Raw genomic sequence first — 18,442 nt, forward strand, 5'->3', positions numbered from 1 at the left:
GGAACAGCCCCCAACCGCAGCCCGGCAGCCCCGAACCCGAAACAGCCGGAGCCCCAACTGAACGGATACGCCGTGACCACCTCCACCGATTTCCCGCGCGTGCACATCGCCACCGACCACGCCGGCATGGAACTCAGCGCCCACCTCGTCAGCCACCTGGGCGCCAAGGGCTACGACGTGGTCGACCACGGGCCCAAGGCCTACGACGCGCAGGACGACTACCCGTCCTTCTGCATCAACGCCGCCCGCGCCGTCGTGGCCGACCAGGAAGCCGGCACCAACGCCCTCGGCATCGTTCTCGGAGGCTCCGGCAACGGCGAGCAGATCGCGGCCAACAAGGTCAAGGGCGTCCGCGCGGCCCTGGCTTGGAACCTCTCCACGGCCAGGCTGGCCCGCGAGCACAACGACGCCAACGTCGTCGCCGTCGGCGGCCGCCAGCACAGCGTGGACGAGGCGACCGCCATCATCGAAGCCTTCCTCACCGAGCCCTTCAGCAACGACGAGCGCCACGTCCGCCGGATCGGCAAGATCGCCACGTACGAGCGCACCGGCGAGGTCGTCGAGTAGTGCCCGAAGGGCATTCGGTCCACCGGCTGGCGCGCCAGTTCGGCGACGTCCTTGCGGGGGAGCGCCTCGCGGTTTCCAGTCCGCAGGGCAGGTTCGCCCAGGGAGCGACGCTGCTGGACGGCTACACCCTCACCGGCGCCGTCGCGCATGGAAAGCATCTGTTCCTGGACTTCGAGCACGGCCTGGTGCTCCACGTCCATCTGGGCCTCTACGGCGCCTGGGACTTCGGCGGCGACGCCACCTTCCGCGGGGCCTCCAGCATCGGCGCGCCGCGCAAGGTGGGGGAGCGGGAGGTCTACGACGACGGCGAGGCTGACACCTTGATGCCCGCCTACGCCGGGCCGCCCGCGCCGGTCGGCGCCGTCCGCGTGCGGCTCGCCAGCGGCCACGGCTGGGCCGATCTCCGCGGTGCCACGACGTGTGAAGCCATCACGGAGGCGGAAGCCGCGGCCGTGGTGGCCCGGCTGGGACCGGATCCGCTGCGTAACCTTCCCGGTGACCGGGACGGCTTCGTAGCCGGGATGCTGGCCCGGCGCACGCCGGTCGCTGCGCTGCTGATGGACCAGAAACTGATTGCGGGCGTGGGGAATGTGTACCGCGCCGAACTGCTGTTCCGGCAGCGGCTGGACCCGTGGCTGCCGGGGGCGGCGCTGCCCGCCGAGGCGGCGCGGCTGCTCTGGGATGACACCGTGGCGATGATGTCCGACGGCGTCCGCGACGGCCGGATCGTCACCACTCCGCCGCGCTATTGGAGCGCGCCCGACGGCGGGCCAGGTGAGTCCGGCGGCGGGTTGCCAGCCCCGGGCGATGCCCACTTCGTCTACCGGCGGCAGGGCCTCGACTGCCGGGACTGCGGAACCACGATCGCCCTGACGGAGTTGGGGGCCCGGAAACTCTACTGGTGTCCGGCCTGCCAGCAGGGGTGATGGAGAAGGACACCGGTGGCGGGCAACCGGGAAGGAGTGCGACGCCTCCTCCGGACATGCCCCACGCCGGGGCTGGCGAATGGACATATTCCGGTGATGCCCGCTCCCGGGCGCGAAGGCTGGGCATGTCCCCCCGGCGAGGAGAAGCCTGGACCTGAAACCCCGTCGAACGAGCCAAAATCACCACTAGACACAGTCCTGAAAAATGGAGACACAAAAAAGCCCCTCAGCGGAGGGGCTTTTTCGTATTCTGTCCTGGAGGGGACGACGGGAATCGAACCCGCATCATCAGTTTGGAAGACTGAGGCTTTACCACTAAGCTACGTCCCCGGGAATCTGCCGGTGCACCTGTTCCGGTGGACCAGGCTGATCGGGAAGACTTCCGGGCGGCTGTTGAAGCCGGATACAACTAAACCCAATTCAGTGCCCCAGTGTCAAATGTGCAAATCGGCACCGTATGACCGTAGACTGTTCTGTGCACTTACGGGGTGTAGCTCAGCTTGGCTAGAGCGCCTGCTTTGGGAGCAGGAAGTCGCAGGTTCAAATCCTGTCACCCCGACTCTGCGAGTCCTGCCAGAACGTGGCAATGCAGAACCCCATCCCCCCAAGCCAGGAGTACTTAGACTGTGAAGAGCGCTGTCGAGAACCTCACCCCCACGCGGGTCAAGCTCAATGTTGAGGTCCCCTTTGAGGAATTGAAGCCCAGCATCGCAGAGGCATACAAGACTGTTGCTTCGCAGATCCAGGTCCCCGGTTTCCGCAAGGGCAAGGTCCCCTCCAAGCTCATTGACCAGCGCGTTGGCCGTGGCTACGTCCTGGAGACTGCCATCAACGAAGGCCTCAACGGCTGGTACCAGGCGGCTGTCCAGGAAACCGGCATCCGTCCGCTGAGCCGTCCCGAGGTCGAAATCACCGAGGTCCCGGACCCGTCCGCCACCGACGGCGAACTCAAGTTCCACGCCGAGGTTGACGTCCGACCGGAGATCGAACTCCCGGACTACGAGGGCATCAAGGTTGAGGTTGCCGCAGCAGAGTCCTCCGACGCCGACGTCGACAAGGCCCTTGACGAGCTCCGCGGCCGTTTCGGCACGCTGAAGTCCGTTGACCGCCCGGCCGCCGACAAGGACTTCCTGACGATCGACATCGCTGCATCCATCGACGACACCGAGGTCGACTCCGCATCCGGTCTGTCCTACCAGGTCGGCGCCGGCACCATGCTTGAAGGCCTCGACGAAGCCGTCACCGGCCTCAGCGCAGACGAAGACGCCATCTTCGATACCACCCTCGTGGGCGGCGAGCACGCCGGCGAGGCGGCCCAGGTCAAGGTCGTCGTCAAGTCCGTCAAGGAGCGCGAACTGCCCGAGGCCGACGATGACTTCGCCCAGCTCGCCTCCGAGTTCGACACCCTGGCCGAGCTCCGCGAGGACCTCGCCAAGCAGGCCGCCGAGTCCAAGGTCGTCGAGCAGGGCGTTGAGGCCCGCGACAAGGTCCTCGACAAGCTCGTCGAGCTCGTTGAGGTCCCCGTTCCGGATTCCGTCGTCGAAGAGCAGCTCGAGCAGCACTTCAAGGCCGAGAACTCCCACGGTGAAGAAGAGCACGACACCGAAGAGCACCGCGCCGAGGTCAAGGCCAACACCGCGCGTGCCTTCCAGAACGAGATCATCCTCGACGCCATCGCGGACAAGGAAGAAGTCAACGTCAGCCAGAACGAGCTGATCGACTACATCGTCAGCACCGCCAGCCAGTACGGCATGGACCCGAACCAGTTCGCCCAGATCATCGATCAGAGCGGCCAGGTCCCCATGATGGTTTCCGAGGTGCGCCGCCGCAAGGCACTGGCCGTCGTCCTGGGCAAGGCCGAGGTGACGGACTCTGAGGGCAACAAGGTTGACCTCAGCGAATTCGTCCGCCCCGGCGGCGACGAGGCTCCCGCTGAAGCGGCAACCGCCGACGAGGAAACCGCCGCCGCCACCACTGCCGAGCAAGCCGCCACGGACTCCACGCCGAGCGATGACCCGGCAGCAGTGAAGTTCTAACACTCCCTGCTCCGGCAGCCTGCGCAGCCCCTGGATCACTGATCCGGGGGCTGCGTCTTTTAAGCCGTTGCCTGGCCCGCAGGCCTGCCCCGGCAATCGTGCGCCGTCAGCGAACAGCCCCGCGCCTGAGCACAAAGCGGCTGGGAAAACCGTTAGTGTCCAAGTAGGAAAGTTCAGTGATGCCGTCAAGTGGCGTCACCGTCGCCAGTGAGAGGTAAGTACATATGTCACAGCAAGCAGGGGCACCCCGGATGGCTACCGTCGATCCGGCAGCCCAGGATAACTACATTTACAATCGCCTGCTGAAAGAGCGCATCATCTGGCTCGGCTCCGAGGTCCGCGACGAGAACGCCAACGCGATTTGCTCCCAGCTGCTGCTGCTTTCGGCAGAGAACCCTGAAAAGGACATCTACCTCTACATCAACTCGCCCGGAGGCTCCGTCACCGCCGGCATGGCGATCTACGACACCATGCAGTTCATCCCGAACGACGTCGTCACCGTCGCCACCGGCCTCGCCGCCTCCATGGGCCAGTTCCTGCTCTCCTCCGGCACGAAGGGCAAGCGCTACGCCACCCCCAACGCCCGTATCCTCATGCACCAGCCCTCGGGCGGCATCGGCGGCACGGCCTCGGACATCAAGATCCAGGCCGAGCTGATCCTGCACATGAAGAAGGTCATGGCTGAACTGACCGCCGACCAGACCGGGCAGAAGGTGGAGACCATCCTCAAGGACAACGACCGCGACAAGTGGTTCACCGCCAAGGAAGCCCTTGAGTACGGCTTCTTCGACAAGATCGCGGCGCATGCCGGATCCGTGGCCGGCGGCGGCGGAACGAACGCCAACGGCAATGGCGGCGCAGCCGCCAGCACTGCCACCGAGAACTGACCGGCACGTAGACAGAAATGAATTCAGGAGTAATGAACATGAACTACAATTTCGGATCGACTGCCGGTAACCTGCCGAGCAGCCGCTACGTGCTGCCGCAGTTCGAGGAGCGTACCCCGTACGGCTTCAAGCGCCAGGACCCGTACACGAAGCTGTTCGAGGACCGCATCATCTTCCTGGGTGTCCAGATCGATGACGCCTCGGCCGATGACGTGATGGCCCAGCTGCTGGTGCTCGAGTCCACCGACCCGGACCGCGACATCACGCTCTACATCAACTCACCCGGCGGCTCGTTCACGGCCATGACCGCGATCTACGACACGATGACCTACATCCGGCCGGAGATCCAGACCGTGTGCCTGGGCCAGGCAGCCAGCGCTGCCGCCGTGATCCTCGCGGCCGGCACACCGGGCAAGCGCCTCGCGCTGCCCAACGCCCGCGTCCTGATCCACCAGCCCGCACTGTCCGGCGGGCAGGGCGGCCAGGCCTCGGACCTGGAGATCCAGGCGGCCGAGGTCATGCGGATGCGGGCCTGGCTGGAAGACACCCTGGCCAAGCACTCCGGCCGCACGCCGGAGCAGGTCAACAACGACATCGAGCGCGACAAGATCCTGACCGCGGCCGAGGCCATGCAGTACGGCCTGATCGACCAGGTCCTTGATTCCCGTAAGATCAAGCCCCAGGCCCTGACGCAGTAACAAGCAGTCCACGACGCCGGTGCGGCTCATCCCAAATTGCCGCACCGGCGTCCGCTTTCCACCCAACGGGGAGAAAGTGACCTAGAGTGGAACATGTCACGGCCGGCGCCGCGTTGGATCGTCCGTGATTCCAGTAATGGTGCAAGGTTGTTTACCTGTTCGATACAGGCACCAGCAAGATACAAAGGGGTTCACACATGGCTCGGATTGGCGAGAGCACGGATCTGCTGAAGTGCTCTTTCTGCGGAAAGAGCCAGAAGCAGGTCCGGAAGCTTATTGCCGGGCCCGGCGTCTACATCTGCGATGAGTGCATTGAACTCTGCAACGAGATCATTGAAGAAGAACTTGCCGAAGTAGCCGACCTGGGCAGCTTCGAACTGCCCAAGCCCCGGGAGATTTTCGATTTCCTGCAGGAATACGTGATCGGCCAGGAGCCCGCCAAGCGTTCGCTGGCCGTCGCCGTCTACAACCACTACAAGCGCATCCAGGCCGGCCACGCGCCCAAGAGCGGCAACCTCGCCGACGGTGTCCACCACGACGACGTCGAGATCGCCAAGTCCAACATCCTCCTGATCGGCCCCACCGGCTGCGGCAAGACGTATCTCGCGCAGACCCTGGCCCGGCGCCTCAACGTCCCCTTCGCCGTGGCCGACGCGACCGCCCTGACGGAGGCCGGCTACGTGGGTGAGGATGTCGAGAACATCCTCCTGAAGCTCATCCAGGCCGCCGACTACGATGTCAAGAAGGCCGAACAAGGCATCATCTACATCGATGAGATTGACAAGATCTCGCGCAAGAGCGAGAACCCCTCGATCACCCGGGACGTCTCCGGCGAAGGCGTGCAGCAGGCGCTGCTGAAGATCCTCGAAGGCACCGTCGCCTCGGTCCCGCCGCAGGGCGGACGCAAGCACCCGCACCAGGAATTCATCCAGATCGACACCACCAATGTGCTGTTCATCGTCGCGGGCGCCTTTGCCGGACTCGAGGACATCATCGGTTCACGCTCCGGCCGCAAGGGCATCGGCTTCGGCGCACCGCTCAACGAGGTCAAGAACACCACTGACTCCTACGGCGAAGTCATGCCGGAGGACCTGCTCAAGTTCGGGCTCATTCCCGAGTTCATCGGCCGGCTCCCGGTGATCACGACGGTCTCCAACCTGGACCGTTCGGCGCTGATCCAGATCCTGTCCACGCCCAAGAACGCCCTCGTTAAGCAGTACCAGAAGATGTTCCAGCTCGACGGCGTCGAACTCCTCTTCGATGAAGGGGCGCTGAACACGATTGCCGACCAGGCACTCGAGCGCGGCACCGGGGCCCGCGGACTCCGGGCCATCATGGAGGAAGTCCTGCTTCCGGTGATGTTCGACCTGCCCAGCCGCGACGACATCGCCACCGTCGTGATCACGGAGGCCGTCGTGGCCAAGAAGGCCGCGCCCACCCTGATCGCGCACGATTCCGTCAAGCGCCGCAAGTCGGCCTGAGCCTTACCACCTGCTTCATTTCCAGGCGTCCGCTGACGTCATTTTTCGAGCTGCAGAGGATTCATCCATGACTGAAACCATTCCCAACAAGGCCGACTTCTGGTTTGACCCGATGTGCCCCTTCGCCTGGGTCACCTCACGCTGGATCGGCGAAGTCGAAGGCGTCCGCGATATCACGACCGAGTGGCACGTCATGAGCCTTGCCGTGCTGAACGAGGGACGCGACGAACTGCCCGCGCAGTACAAGGAGTTTATGCTCAAGGCGTGGGCCCCGGTGCGGGTCATCACCGCTGCGGCCGAACAGCACGGGAGCGAGTACATCAAGGCCCTCTACGACGCTATGGGCACCAAGATCCACAACGAGGGCAACGGCGACATCGACGAGGTCATCTCCAAGTCCCTCGCCGAGGTCGGACTGCCGGCGGAACTCGCGGCAGCAGGCCAGGGCGGCGACTTCGACGCCCAGCTGCGCACCAGCCACGAAGCCGGCATCTCGCTCGTCGGCCAGGACGTCGGAACCCCCGTCGTTGCCTTTAACGGCGCCGCCTTCTTCGGCCCCGTGCTTACCCGCATCCCGCGCGGCGAGGAAGCCGGGCGCCTGTGGGATGCCTCGGTGACCCTGGCCTCCTTCCCGTACTTCTTCGAAATCAAGCGCAGCCGTACCGAAAGCCCCTCCTTCAACTGAGCTTCCACGAGCCGCTGGGCCGGTACGCGCCGGGCGCATGCCAGGCGCACGAAGAGCCCCGGAGAATTACTCTGATGTAGTTCATTCGGGGCTCTTGTGCATCCGTACGGCGAGGAGAACAATAGAACTTACCCACTTCGAGAGAAGCGGGACGCAGGAACCAAAGATTCAGTGACACTCATCCGACGCAGCCTTCGGCAAAGTCAGATGATGGCTACCAGTGACGAGGTAGGAAGACCTGGAAATCTAAGGATCCCGCCAGATTGTCTAAGACGTCACGTGACAATCGAAAAGTCGAAGCCCCACCAACGGCAATACGCTGATGGGGCTTCCCCTTTGTCCGAAAACAACCGGCCCACGAACATTCCGGCCAGAACACATTCCGGCCACGAAGGGCTGGCCCACGGAGCACTATTCCGTCAGGGTGGAGCCATGAGCAGCGAACCCATTGCGGACTACGCCCTCCTCTCCGACTGCCGCTCAGCCGCGCTGGTCAGCACCGCCGGCTCCGTGGACTGGCTCTGTTTTCCACGCTTCGACAGCCCCTCGGTTTTCGGACGGCTGCTGGGGCAGGACGCGGGCTTCTGGTCGATCCTGCCCGCCGGCGAATACTCCTCAAGCCGGCGCTACCTCGGCGCGACGATGGTGCTCCAGACCGTCTACAACACCCCGGCCGGCAGCCTTACCGTGACCGATGCGCTCATGCTCGGCGACGGTCAGCGGGGCCACGATCTCGGCGCACAGGCACCCGGTGCGCTGCTCCGGCAGCTCGCCTGCACCGAAGGCACCGTCGACGTGGACGTGATGTTCGCGCCGCGCCCCGAGTACGGGCTGGTCACCCCGCTGCTGTACAACGCCGACGGCGGCCTTCTTGCCCGCGGGGGAGCGGATGTCATGGCGTTCTCCACTACGGTCCCGTTCGAGTTCAGCGGGGACGGCGCGCATGCCACGCTGACCCTGGGGGCCGGGGAAGTCCTGGGCTTCGCGCTCCACCACCGGCACAGCTGGCAGGACGGGCCGATCTTCTGGACCCAGCCGGAGATCACGCGCCGGCTTGCCGACACGCTGCAGGGCTGGATCAGCTGGTCCGGGATGCACCAGAACTATCATGGCCCGTGGGAAGACCTCGTCGCCGCCAGCGGGCGGATCCTGCAGGCCCTGAGCTACTATCCGACCGGCGCGATCGTGGCGGCCCCGACGACGTCCCTGCCGGAGGTCGCCGGAGGCACGCGCAACTGGGACTACCGCTACACCTGGATCCGGGACGCGAGCATGACCCTGCAGGCGCTGTGGGTGGCTGCCTGCCCGGACGAGGCCGGAAAGTTCTTCCGGTTCATGGCTTCGGCAGCCGGCAGCCAACTTGCCGGCGGGGCTGACCTGCAGATCATGTATGGCGTTGGCGGAGAGTGGGACCTCTCCGAACGGGAACTGCCCCGCCTGCCGGGCTGGGGCGGCAGTTCCCCGGTCCGGGTCGGCAACGGCGCGTGGAACCAGCGCCAGCTCGACGTCTACGGTGAGCTTCTCGACGCCGCCGCCACGCTGCCGCAGTTCCTCGCCGACATGGAACCGGAAACCCGGCGGTTCCTCGCGGCTGCGGCCGACGCGGCCGCCGCGCGCTGGCAGTCTCCGGACCAGGGGATCTGGGAGGTCCGGGGACCTCCCCGCCACTACCTGCATTCAAAGCTCATGTGCTGGGTTGCCGTGGACCGGGCTATCAGGCTCGCCGACGTCCTGCACGCGGCCGGCAGGGTTCCGTACTGGACAAGGGTGCGGGCCCGGATCGCGGATTCCATCCGCACGAACGGCTGGAGCGCGGCCGCGAACGCCTACACCCAGGCGTACGGCTCCGAGGAGCTCGATGCCTCGGCGCTGATGCTCGCCATCGTGGGCTTCCTTCCGGCGGATGACCCCGGCATGCTGGCCACGATTGAGGCTATCGAAGACCGGCTCACCGACAGCCGGGGGCTCGTATACCGCTATCTGGGCGAAGACGGGTTCCCCGGGGAGGAAGGAACGTTCCTGCTGTGCACCTTTTGGCTGGCCCAGGCCCTTGCCCTGGCCGGCAACACGCACCGGGCGCGCATTGTCTTCGAACGGGCCGCCGGGTTCGCCACGGACCTGGGCCTGATGGCAGAACAGGTCGCCCGGGACAGCGGCGAGCTGTTGGGCAATTTCCCCCAGGCATTCAGCCATATCGGGCTCGTCAACGCCGCCTGGGCGATCGACACCGCGGAGCGGAAGTCCCGAAGGGGTGAATGGCAGTGAGCCGGGGCAAAAAGGAGGGTTCCGCCCGGGAATACCCGGGCGGAACCCTCCTGCGTCAGCCTGGGGCTACGCCTGGGCAGGCTCCTCGGCGGGTGCCAGGACGACGTCGCTCACGGTCAGCTCGCCTTCACCGGCCACGAGGGTCAGTTCGCGGGCGTTGGCCGCGGCCTTGAGGTCGGCGAGGCCGGCGTCCAACTGCGTGGTGAGGGATGCCGAGGCCGTGATGGTCGCGGACCGGACCTCGGTGCGCTGCTTGACCTTGGCCTCGGACTTGGCCTTGCGGATGCCGCTCAGCGCGGTTCCCACGGTGGCCAGCAGGGTGGTGTCGCCGTCGATCTCCACCGCGGACGGCCAGGCGGCGCGGTGCACGGACCCCGTGCGCCACCAGCCCCAGACCTCCTCCGTGGCGAAGGGCAGGAACGGGGCGAAGAGCCGCAACAGCGTGTCCAGGCTCGTCGCCAGCGCGGCCAGCACGGAGGCCTGCTGGGCCTCGCCGGCGGCACCGTAGGCGCGGTCTTTGATGAGCTCCACGTAGTCGTCGGTGAAGTGCCAGAAGAAGCTCTCGGTGATCTGCAGGGCCCGGGCGTAATCGTAGTTCTCGAACGCCGTGGTGGCCTGCCGGACCACCTCGGAGAGCTGCGCCAGTACGGCACGGTCCAAGGGGTTGATCAAGGGCCCCGACGCGGGTGCTTTTTCCGCGTTGGGTCGATCAACCCCGGGGTTGGTCAGCGCTGAAACGTCCCCGGCAACCACCGAGTCCTCGGTGGCGCCCAGGTTCAGCACGAACTTGGAGGCGTTGAGCAGCTTGATCGCCAGTCGGCGGCCGATCTTCATCTGCGCAATCTCATAGGCGGTGTCCGCCCCGAGCCGGGCCGAGGTGGCCCAGTAACGGACCGCGTCGGAGCCGTACTCGTTGAGGACGTCGGTGGGGACCACCACATTGCCCTTGGACTTGGACATCTTCTTGCGGTCCGGGTCAAGGATCCAGCCGGAGATGGCCGCGTGCTTCCAGGGCGCCGTGTCCTGCAGGGCATCGGCGCGCACGGCGGAGGAGAACAGCCAGGTCCGGATGATGTCGTGGCCCTGCGGCCGCAGGTCGAAGGGGTAGACCTTGGCGAACAGATCCTCGTTGCTGCTCCAGCCGCCTACGATCTGCGGCGTCAGCGAGGACGTCGCCCAGGTGTCCAGGACATCGGCGTCGCCGGTGAAGCCACCGGGCACGTCGCGCTGGGCTTCCTCGTAGCCGGGGGCCGCGTCCGCGGCGGGATCCACGGGCAGCTGAGCGTCGGACGGGACGATCGGTGCGCCGTACTCCGGGTTTCCGTCGGCGTCCAGCGGGTACCAGACCGGCACGGGCACGCCGAAGAAGCGCTGGCGGGAGACGAGCCAGTCGCCGTTCAGTCCGGAAATCCAGTTCTCGTAGCGCGAGCGCATGAAGGCGGGGTGGAAGTCGATCTCGTGCCCGCGGGCGATCAGCCGTTCCCTGCGGTCCGCGTCACGGCCGCCGTTGCGGATGTACCACTGGCGGGACGTCACGACCTCGAGGGGCTTGTCGCCCTTTTCGAAGAAGTTCACGGGGTGCATGATCTTCTTGGGCTCACCGTCGAGCAGTCCGGCCGCGGACAGCAGTTCCACGACGGCTTCCTTGGCGCTGAAGACGGTCTTGCCGGCGATCGCCGCGAAGCAGGAACGGCCTTCCTCGCTGGTGATCCAGTCCGGGGTCTCGCCGATGATGCGGCCGTCCCGGCCCACGATCGCGCGGGTCGGCAGCTGGAGTTCGCGCCACCAGGTGACGTCGGTGAGGTCGCCGAAGGTGCAGACCATGGCGACGCCGGAGCCCTTGTCAGCCTTCGCGAGCGGGTGGGCCCTGACCTCGACCTCGACGCCGAACAGGGGAGAGGTGACCTTCTTGCCGAACAGCGGCCGGTACCGTTCGTCGTCGGGATTCGCCACCAGTGCCGCACAGGCGGCCAGCAGTTCCGGGCGGGTGGTCTCGATGTAGATCTTCTCGCCCTCGGCGGTGAAGAACGGGTAGCGGTAGTAGGCGCCGGCGACCTCGCGGTCCTCCAGCTCGGCCTGCGCCACGGCGGTGCGGAACGTGACGTCCCACAGGGTGGGGGCCTCGGCCATGTATGCGTCGCCGGCGGCAAGGTTCGCCAGGAAGGCGCGCTGGGACACGGCCCGGGAATGGTCGTCGATGGTCCGGTAGGTGAGGTCCCAGTCGACCGAGAGGCCCAGGGTCTGGAAGAGGTTTTCGAAGACCTTTTCGTCCTCGACGGCGAGTTCCTCGCACAGTTCGATGAAGTTCCGGCGCGAGACGACGTCGAAGTCGCGCTGGTTCTTGGCGGGCTCGGCGGGCGGCCGGTAGCCGGCGTCGTAGGGGACGGCGGGATCGCAGCGCACGCCGTAGTAGTTCTGCACCCGGCGCTCGGTGGGCAGGCCGTTGTCATCCCAGCCCATCGGGTAGAAGACGTTCTTGCCCCGCATACGCTGGTAGCGGGCCAGGGCATCGGTCTGGGTGTAGGAGAACATGTGGCCGACGTGCAGGGACCCCGACGCGGTGGGCGGGGGCGTGTCGATCGAGTAGACCTGTTCCCTGGTGGTGTCCGGGTTGAACTTGTAGGTCCCGTCGTCAAGCCAGCGCCGGGTGAGAGCGGCTTCGAGCCCCTCCAGGGCGGGCTTGTCCGGAACGTTGATGGGGGCGGTGGTGGGCGTGTCTGTACCCTGAGTGTCTTCAGCCATGGGGCAATTCTTTCACGGCCGCCTTCATCCCACCGCACGGCGCCCGGCAGCGGGTCCAGGAGTAGCATACGCAGATGGACAAACCTGCCGGAAATTTCGTGATCAAGCGCGTTTATGACGATCCCGCCGACGACGACGGCTGCCGGGTCCTGGTCGACCGGCTCTGGCCGCGCGGGGTCAGCAAGGAACGTGCACAGCTTGAGCTGTGGCTCAAGGAGGTGGCGCCATCACCGCCGCTGCGGAAGGAATTCGCGCACATGCAGGAGCGCTTCGCCGATTTCCGGGCCGCCTATGAAGCGGAGCTGGAGAGCAACCCCGCCGTGGAGACGCTCCTGGACCTCGCGGCCCGGCATAGCAAGGTCACGCTGCTGTTCGGCGCCAGGGACCCGGAGACCAACCATGCCCGCGTCCTGATGGAGTTCCTGGCGCGCTGATTCATCCGGCTTCATGCTGCGGGCACGCCGCGGGAGGATCGCTGCCTTTGCGGTTAGGGTGGAGCCATGACTGAGGGAATCCAGAGCAAAGCAGCAGTTGTCACCGGCGCCAGCACCGGAATCGGCGAGGCCACCGTGCGGGCGCTGCGGACCGAAGGCTGGAAGGTCTTCGCCGTGGCCCGCCGCGCCGACCGGCTCGAGGCGCTCGGCGCCGAAACCGGCGCCGTCGCCGTCCCCGCCGATGTCACGGACGACGCCGACGTCGCCCGGCTCGTGGACGAGGTCACCCGCGCCGGCGGCATCGACACCCTGATCAACATCGCCGGCGGGGCCCGCGGGGCCGACAGGATTGCCGGGGCCAGGACCGAGGACTGGGAATGGATGTTCCAGGTCAACGTCCTGGGCACCATGAAGCTCACCCGTGCGTTCCTGCCGATGCTGCGCGCCTGCGGCGAGGGCACCGTCCTGAACCTGACCTCGACCGCGGGACTGTCCGCCTACGAGGGCGGCGGCGGCTACAACGCGGCGAAGTTCGCCCAGCACGCCCTGACCGGGGCCCTGCGCCTGGAGGAGGCCGAGCACAACGTCCGCGTGATCGAGGTGGCCCCCGGCCTGGTGCAGACCGAGGAGTTCGCGCTGAACCGCCTCGGCAGCGAGGAAGCCGCGGCGAAGGTCTACCAGGGCGTCGAGAAGCCCCTGACGGGCGCCGACGTCGCCGAGGTGGTCCGCTACGCCGTCGCGGCACCGCACCACGTCAACCTGGACCAGATCGTGATCCGCCCGGTAGCGCAGGCCGCCAACTACAAGCTGATCCGCAAGGGCTAGCAGCAGGGCCGGGGCCATACCCGGACAGCCGCCGTCAGCCGCGGTACGAGAGTTCCGACAGCACGGCCAAATGGTCCGACCCCGGGACCGGGACGGTCGTGAAGCTCACCACCGTAAGCTCCCTGCTGACCAGGACGTGGTCGATCTGCACGAACGGGGGAGCCGGTGAATTCGCCGGCCACGTCGGCCACAGGCCCCGGCCGGTGGCGGACGCGGCGTCGCTGAGCCCGGTGGACACGAGGTTCCGCAGCCCCCGGTGGTCGAGGCTTGAGTTGAAGTCGCCGAGCAATACCGTCGGACTATTCGCCTGCGCCCCGTTCTGCAGCGCCGCGAGTTCGTTGAGGTCGTTCTGCCAGCGGGGAACGTGCCCGGGGCGGGGAGAGTTCACATGGACCGAGGTCAGATGAATCCCCGACGGGATGCCGGGCACCGTTGCAACGGCCCTGCTTTGGAAGAACTGGCTGCCGGGGACCCGGCCGGGCGTAGTCAGCGGGAAGGCCGAGAAAATCCCGTTCCCGACGTTTGCCGAATCGACGTCGGTGACGCGGTATGGCAGGAGTCCGGAGATGCCCGCGTTTTCAAGACGTTCCAGCGTTACCGGGCCAAGTTCCGGAAGCGCGAGAATGTCGACGTGGTTCGCCCGCACGGCGTCCAGGAGCGCAGCCGCATCCAGATCCGAGCTGCCGACGTTCAGCGACATCACCGTCAATAACCTGCCGGGGCCTTCCATCACGGAGGCAGCCAGGTCCGCTGCACCGCGTTCCGCAAGCATCGGGACCAGCCGGGGCGCCAGCATCGCAAGCTGGACGGCCAGCACCAGGACCATGCCTGCCGAGACCACGAGCCGGACGCGGCGGCGCCTCCCGACCAGGACAGCCGCGAGCACGGAGGCGAGGGTCAGGGGCACCGTCAGGGGATAGCCCGACAGCAACTGGACCCAGGGTGTTCCCAGTTCCCAGGGGCCGATTCGGACGGCCGTCAGCACCGCGCCGGGCAGGGCCAGCAGAACGGCCAGCAGGCTGAGAAGAACCGCACGCCAGACGCCGGCGTGCCGGGATGGCACTGCCCTGCGGCCTTCCGGCACGGTGGCTTGCATGGGTCCATTATTGGTGGCAGCACCCCTGCTGGCCATGGGGGCGGACCAGAAATCCACGATGCCCGGCAGCAGCCCCGCGCCGGAGCCCAGGTTGTGGAGTCCCGCAGCACACCCGTTAGACTTGTGGCAGCAGCTTTGACCCGGCTATCACCGGTGAGCTTCCGGAAGAACGCCCTGCCGCTCGCACTGAGCGGCGCCCCACAGGGACCAGGGCCAGTAGAACCGGACGGGTAAGCCCGTCACAGCAGTAATGAGCGGCCGACGCCGATTCTCTTCCTTGCAGGATAAGGGAGCGGGACCGGTGCCGGTAAGTGAGGTGGTACCGCGGTGCCGGGTTGCTGTGTCCAAGATGCTTGGACAGCAGCGCACGGGCCGTCCTCGCATCCTGAATGAATCCCTTTGTTCACCAGCTCAACCCAGGATGTCGAGATGACTTATTACCCGAAGGCCTCCGCCGCTCCCACCGGCGCGGGCGCCACCACCTCCGCTTCCACCACCTCCGGCGTGCCGGCCTCCGTGAAGTTCCCCGAGATCGAAGAGCGCATCCTCAAATACTGGGACGAGGACGGCACCTTCCAGGCGAGCATCGACCAGCGCGCCGCCGAGCTGCCCGGCGGGAAACCAGGCAGCAACGAATTCGTTTTCTACGACGGGCCTCCCTTCGCTAACGGGCTGCCGCACTACGGCCACCTGCTGACCGGCTACGCCAAGGACCTCGTGGGCCGTTACCAGACCCAGCGCGGCCGCCGGGTGGAGCGCCGCTTCGGCTGGGACACCCATGGGCTGCCCGCCGAACTGGAAGCCATGAAGCAGCTCGGCATGACGGATAAGAAGCAGATCGAGGCCATGGGCATCGACAAGTTCAATGACGCCTGCCGCTCCTCCGTGATGAAGTACGCCGGCGAGTGGCAGGAATACGTCACCCGCCAGGCCCGCTGGGTGGACTTCAAGAACGACTACAAGACGCTCAACGTCGAATACATGGAATCCGTGCTGTGGGCTTTCAAGCAGCTGCATGAAAAGGGCCTGACCTACAACGGCTACCGTGTGCTGCCCTACTGCTGGAAGGACGAGACGCCGCTGTCCAACCATGAGCTGCGCATGGACGACGACGTCTACAAGAACCGCCAGGACCAGACCGTCACGGTCACCTTCCCCATCACGGCGGGGGAGTCCGCGCTGTCCCGGCAGCTCGCCGGCGTCCAGGCGCTCGCCTGGACCACCACGCCCTGGACCCTGCCCACCAACCTGGCTCTCGCCGTCGGGCCTTCCATCGAGTATGTGGTCCTGCCCGCCGGCCCGCTCGGCATCAAGGCCGCCTCCGCCGACGCGCCTGTCACGGGCAGCTTCCTGCTCGCCGCCGAGCTGCTGGGCAGCTATGCCAAGGACCTCGGCTACGGCGACGGCGCCGAGGGTGCCGCCGCTGCCGGGGCCGCCGTGACGTCACGGCACACCGGCGCCGAACTCGAGGGGCTCAGGTATGAGCCGCTCTGGGACTACCTCAACGACGCCGAGAAGTTCGGCACCGACAACGCCTGGCGCTTCCTCGTGGCCGACTACGTCACAACCACCGACGGCACCGGCATCGTCCACCAGGCCCCCGCCTATGGTGAGGATGACCAGAAGGTCTGTGAAGAAGCCGGCATCCCCGTTGTGCTCTCGGTGGACGAAGGAGCGAAGTTCCTGCCGATGTTCGGCCACGGCCCGCTCGCCGAAATCGCCGGGCTGCAGGTCTTTGACGCCAACAAGCCGATCACCCAGGTGCTGCGCTCGCAGGGCCGCCTGGTCCGCCAGGCCAGCTACGAACACAGCTACCCGCACTGCTGGCGCTGCCGCAACCCGCTGATCTACCGCGCGGTGTCTTCCTGGTATGTGGAGGTCACCAAGTTCAAGGACCGCATGCTTGAGCTGAACCAGGAGATCAACTGGATTCCCGGCAACGTCAAAGACGGCCAGTTCGGCAAGTGGCTGGCCAACGCCCGCGACTGGTCCATCAGCCGCAACCGCTACTGGGGCAGCCCCATCCCGGTGTGGCAGTCCACCGACCCGGACTACCCGCGCACGGATGTCTATGGCTCCCTCGCCGAACTGGAAGCCGACTTCGGCCGCCTGCCGCTGAACAAGGAAGGCCAGGTTGACCTGCACCGGCCCTTCATCGACGAACTGACCCGCCCCAACCCGGACGACCCCCGCACCCCGGAACAGGGCCAGTCCGTCATGCGCCGTGTCGAGGACGTGCTGGACGTCTGGTTCGACTCCGGCTCCATGCCCTACGGCCAGGTCCACTACCCGTTCGAGAACGAGGCCTGGTTCGACACGCACAACCCGGCGGACTTCATCGTCGAGTACATCGGGCAGACCCGCGGCTGGTTCTACATGCTGCACATCCTGTCCACGGCGCTGTTCGACCGCCCGGCCTTCCGGAACGTCATCAGCCACGGCATCGTGTTGGGCTCGGACGGGCAGAAGATGTCCAAGAGCCTGCGGAACTACCCGGACGTCTCCGAGGTCCTGGACCGCGACGGCTCCGACGCGATGCGATGGTTCCTGATGTCCAGCCCGATCCTGCGCGGCGGCAACCTGGTGGTCACCGAACAGGGAATCCGCGACGGCGTCCGCCAGGTCATCCTGCCGCTCTGGAACGTGTACAGCTTCTTCACGCTCTACACCAATGCCGCTTTTGGCGGTTCAGGCTACGACGCGAAACTCCGCTACGACGGCTACGCCGACACCCTGGACCAGTACCTGATGGCCAACACCGGCGACCTGGTCCGCAACCTGACCGCCCAGTTGGACAGCTACGACATCTCCGGGGCCTGCGACGAACTGCGCGGCTACCTCGACATGCTCACCAACTGGTACGTGCGCCGCAGCCGGCAGCGCTTCTTTGACGAGAACGTGGACGCCTTCGATGCCCTGTACACGGCGCTGGAAACGGTCTGCCGCGTGGCTGCGTCGCTGCTGCCGCTCGTTTCCGAGGAGATCTGGCGCGGCCTCACCGGCGCGCGCTCCGTGCACCTGGCCGACTGGCCGGACGCGGAACAGTTCCCGGCCAACGCCGGACTCGTCGAGGCGATGGACCGGATCCAGCAGATCTGCTCCACCGGATCCTCGCTGCGCAAGGCTGCCAACCTCCGCGTGCGGCTGCCGCTGCAGGAACTCACCGTGGTGGCACCCGGCGCGGATGCGCTGGCGGGGTTCGCCGGCGTCGTCGCCGATGAACTGAACCTGCGTTCGGTCCGCATGCTCGACGCCGGGAGCGCCTCCCCGGAGGAGTTCGGCATCGAACAGAAGCTTGTGGTCAACGCCCGGGCGGCCGGTCCGCGCCTGGGCAAGAATGTCCAGCAGGCCATCAAGGGCTCCAAGTCCGGCGACTGGTCAGTGGATGACACCGGCGTGGTGACCGCCGGCGGACTCGAACTCGAGCCGCAGGAATACACCCTGGAGACCGTCGTGGCGGAAGCCGCGGAAGGGGCCGGCGCAAGGGCCGCTGCCGTGTTGCCGGGCGGCGGGTTCGTGGTGCTCAATACCGAGGTCACACCCGAACTCGAAGCCGAAGGCCTGGCCCGGGACCTGGTCCGTGCCATCCAGCAGGCCCGCAAGGACGCCGGGCTCAACGTCAGCGACCGGATCCACACCACCGTCACCGCGGCGCAGGACACCATCGACGCGCTGCTGGCCCACGCCGGGCTCGTCACGGCCGAAACCCTGACCCTGGAGCTGGACACCGTTCCGGCCGACGTCAAGGAACCGCAGATCACGGTCGAAAAAGTCACCGTCGAAAAAGTAGAGGCCTGAGC

The 18,442-nt window shown here is 66.5% G+C and carries 13 protein-coding genes and 2 tRNA genes; 12 read left to right on the forward strand and 3 right to left on the reverse strand.

The genetic code is table 11. From position 1 onward, the window contains the following. Positions 1–72 precede the first annotated feature (72 nt). A complete protein-coding gene (locus tag E5206_RS10495; protein ID WP_136322431.1) occupies positions 73–567 on the forward strand; it encodes a ribose-5-phosphate isomerase in 495 nt (164 codons plus the stop codon). Next, positions 567–1,493 carry a DNA glycosylase gene (locus tag E5206_RS10500; RefSeq protein WP_136322432.1) on the forward strand — a complete coding sequence of 309 codons (927 nt, stop codon included), beginning with the start codon at positions 567–569 and terminating at the stop codon, positions 1,491–1,493. Before E5206_RS10495 ends, E5206_RS10500 begins: the two co-directional genes overlap by 1 nt. Before the next feature lie 256 nt (positions 1,494–1,749). On the opposite strand, the gene E5206_RS10505 is transcribed toward E5206_RS10500, so the two are convergent. Continuing rightward, positions 1,750–1,823: transfer RNA gene (locus E5206_RS10505), tRNA-Gly, on the reverse strand. A 154-nt stretch (positions 1,824–1,977) separates the two neighbouring features. Between E5206_RS10505 and E5206_RS10510 the strand changes: the two genes are divergently transcribed. The 7 genes from E5206_RS10510 to E5206_RS10540 all read left to right on the forward strand — a co-directional run bounded on the left by E5206_RS10510 (position 1,978) and on the right by E5206_RS10540 (position 9,545). Continuing rightward, a tRNA-Pro gene (locus E5206_RS10510) sits at positions 1,978–2,052 on the forward strand. 67 nt (positions 2,053–2,119) lie between these two features. Continuing rightward, complete coding sequence (gene tig / locus E5206_RS10515; RefSeq protein ID WP_136322433.1) at positions 2,120–3,529, forward strand: trigger factor; 1,410 nt, start codon at positions 2,120–2,122, stop codon at positions 3,527–3,529. Positions 3,530–3,780: 251 nt separating this feature from the next. Then, complete coding sequence (locus tag E5206_RS10520) at positions 3,781–4,416, forward strand: ATP-dependent Clp protease proteolytic subunit (RefSeq protein ID WP_136324073.1); 636 nt, start codon at positions 3,781–3,783, stop codon at positions 4,414–4,416. 38 nt (positions 4,417–4,454) lie between these two features. Continuing rightward, on the forward strand, positions 4,455–5,114 hold the full coding sequence (locus tag E5206_RS10525; RefSeq protein WP_136322434.1) for an ATP-dependent Clp protease proteolytic subunit: 660 nt from the start codon (positions 4,455–4,457) through the stop codon (positions 5,112–5,114). 197 nt (positions 5,115–5,311) lie between these two features. Beyond that, complete coding sequence (gene clpX / locus E5206_RS10530; protein WP_136322435.1) at positions 5,312–6,595, forward strand: ATP-dependent Clp protease ATP-binding subunit ClpX; 1,284 nt, start codon at positions 5,312–5,314, stop codon at positions 6,593–6,595. A gap of 67 nt (positions 6,596–6,662) precedes the next feature. Beyond that, entirely contained in the window at positions 6,663–7,280 is a 618-nt protein-coding gene (locus E5206_RS10535; protein WP_136322436.1) for a DsbA family protein, read from the forward strand. Positions 7,281–7,712: 432 nt separating this feature from the next. Further along, positions 7,713–9,545 (forward strand): glycoside hydrolase family 15 protein, encoded by a 1,833-nt coding sequence (locus tag E5206_RS10540; protein ID WP_136322437.1) that lies wholly within the window; start codon positions 7,713–7,715, stop codon positions 9,543–9,545. A gap of 66 nt (positions 9,546–9,611) precedes the next feature. On the opposite strand, the gene valS is transcribed toward E5206_RS10540, so the two are convergent. Continuing rightward, the gene (valS, locus tag E5206_RS10545) at positions 9,612–12,287 is read right to left on the reverse strand and encodes a valine--tRNA ligase (protein WP_136322438.1); all 2,676 of its coding nucleotides are present in this window, start codon (positions 12,285–12,287) and stop codon (positions 9,612–9,614) included. Between the two features lie 74 nt (positions 12,288–12,361). Between valS and E5206_RS10550 the strand changes: the two genes are divergently transcribed. Both E5206_RS10550 and E5206_RS10555 read left to right on the forward strand, forming a co-directional pair. Further along, complete coding sequence (locus E5206_RS10550; RefSeq protein WP_136322439.1) at positions 12,362–12,721, forward strand: DUF488 family protein; 360 nt, start codon at positions 12,362–12,364, stop codon at positions 12,719–12,721. A gap of 66 nt (positions 12,722–12,787) precedes the next feature. Further along, a complete protein-coding gene (locus tag E5206_RS10555) occupies positions 12,788–13,546 on the forward strand; it encodes an SDR family oxidoreductase (protein ID WP_136322440.1) in 759 nt (252 codons plus the stop codon). Positions 13,547–13,580: 34 nt separating this feature from the next. Here E5206_RS10555 and E5206_RS10560 read toward each other — a convergent pair whose 3' ends face one another. Next, complete coding sequence (locus tag E5206_RS10560; RefSeq protein WP_168709315.1) at positions 13,581–14,642, reverse strand: endonuclease/exonuclease/phosphatase family protein; 1,062 nt, start codon at positions 14,640–14,642, stop codon at positions 13,581–13,583. Positions 14,643–15,071: 429 nt separating this feature from the next. Here E5206_RS10560 and ileS point away from each other — a divergent pair, with 429 nt between their 5' ends. Continuing rightward, entirely contained in the window at positions 15,072–18,440 is a 3,369-nt protein-coding gene (ileS, locus tag E5206_RS10565) for an isoleucine--tRNA ligase (RefSeq protein ID WP_136322442.1), read from the forward strand. Positions 18,441–18,442: the final 2 nt, after the last annotated feature.

Source organism: Arthrobacter sp. PAMC25564 (assembly GCF_004798705.1).
Lineage (GTDB): Bacteria > Actinomycetota > Actinomycetes > Actinomycetales > Micrococcaceae > Arthrobacter.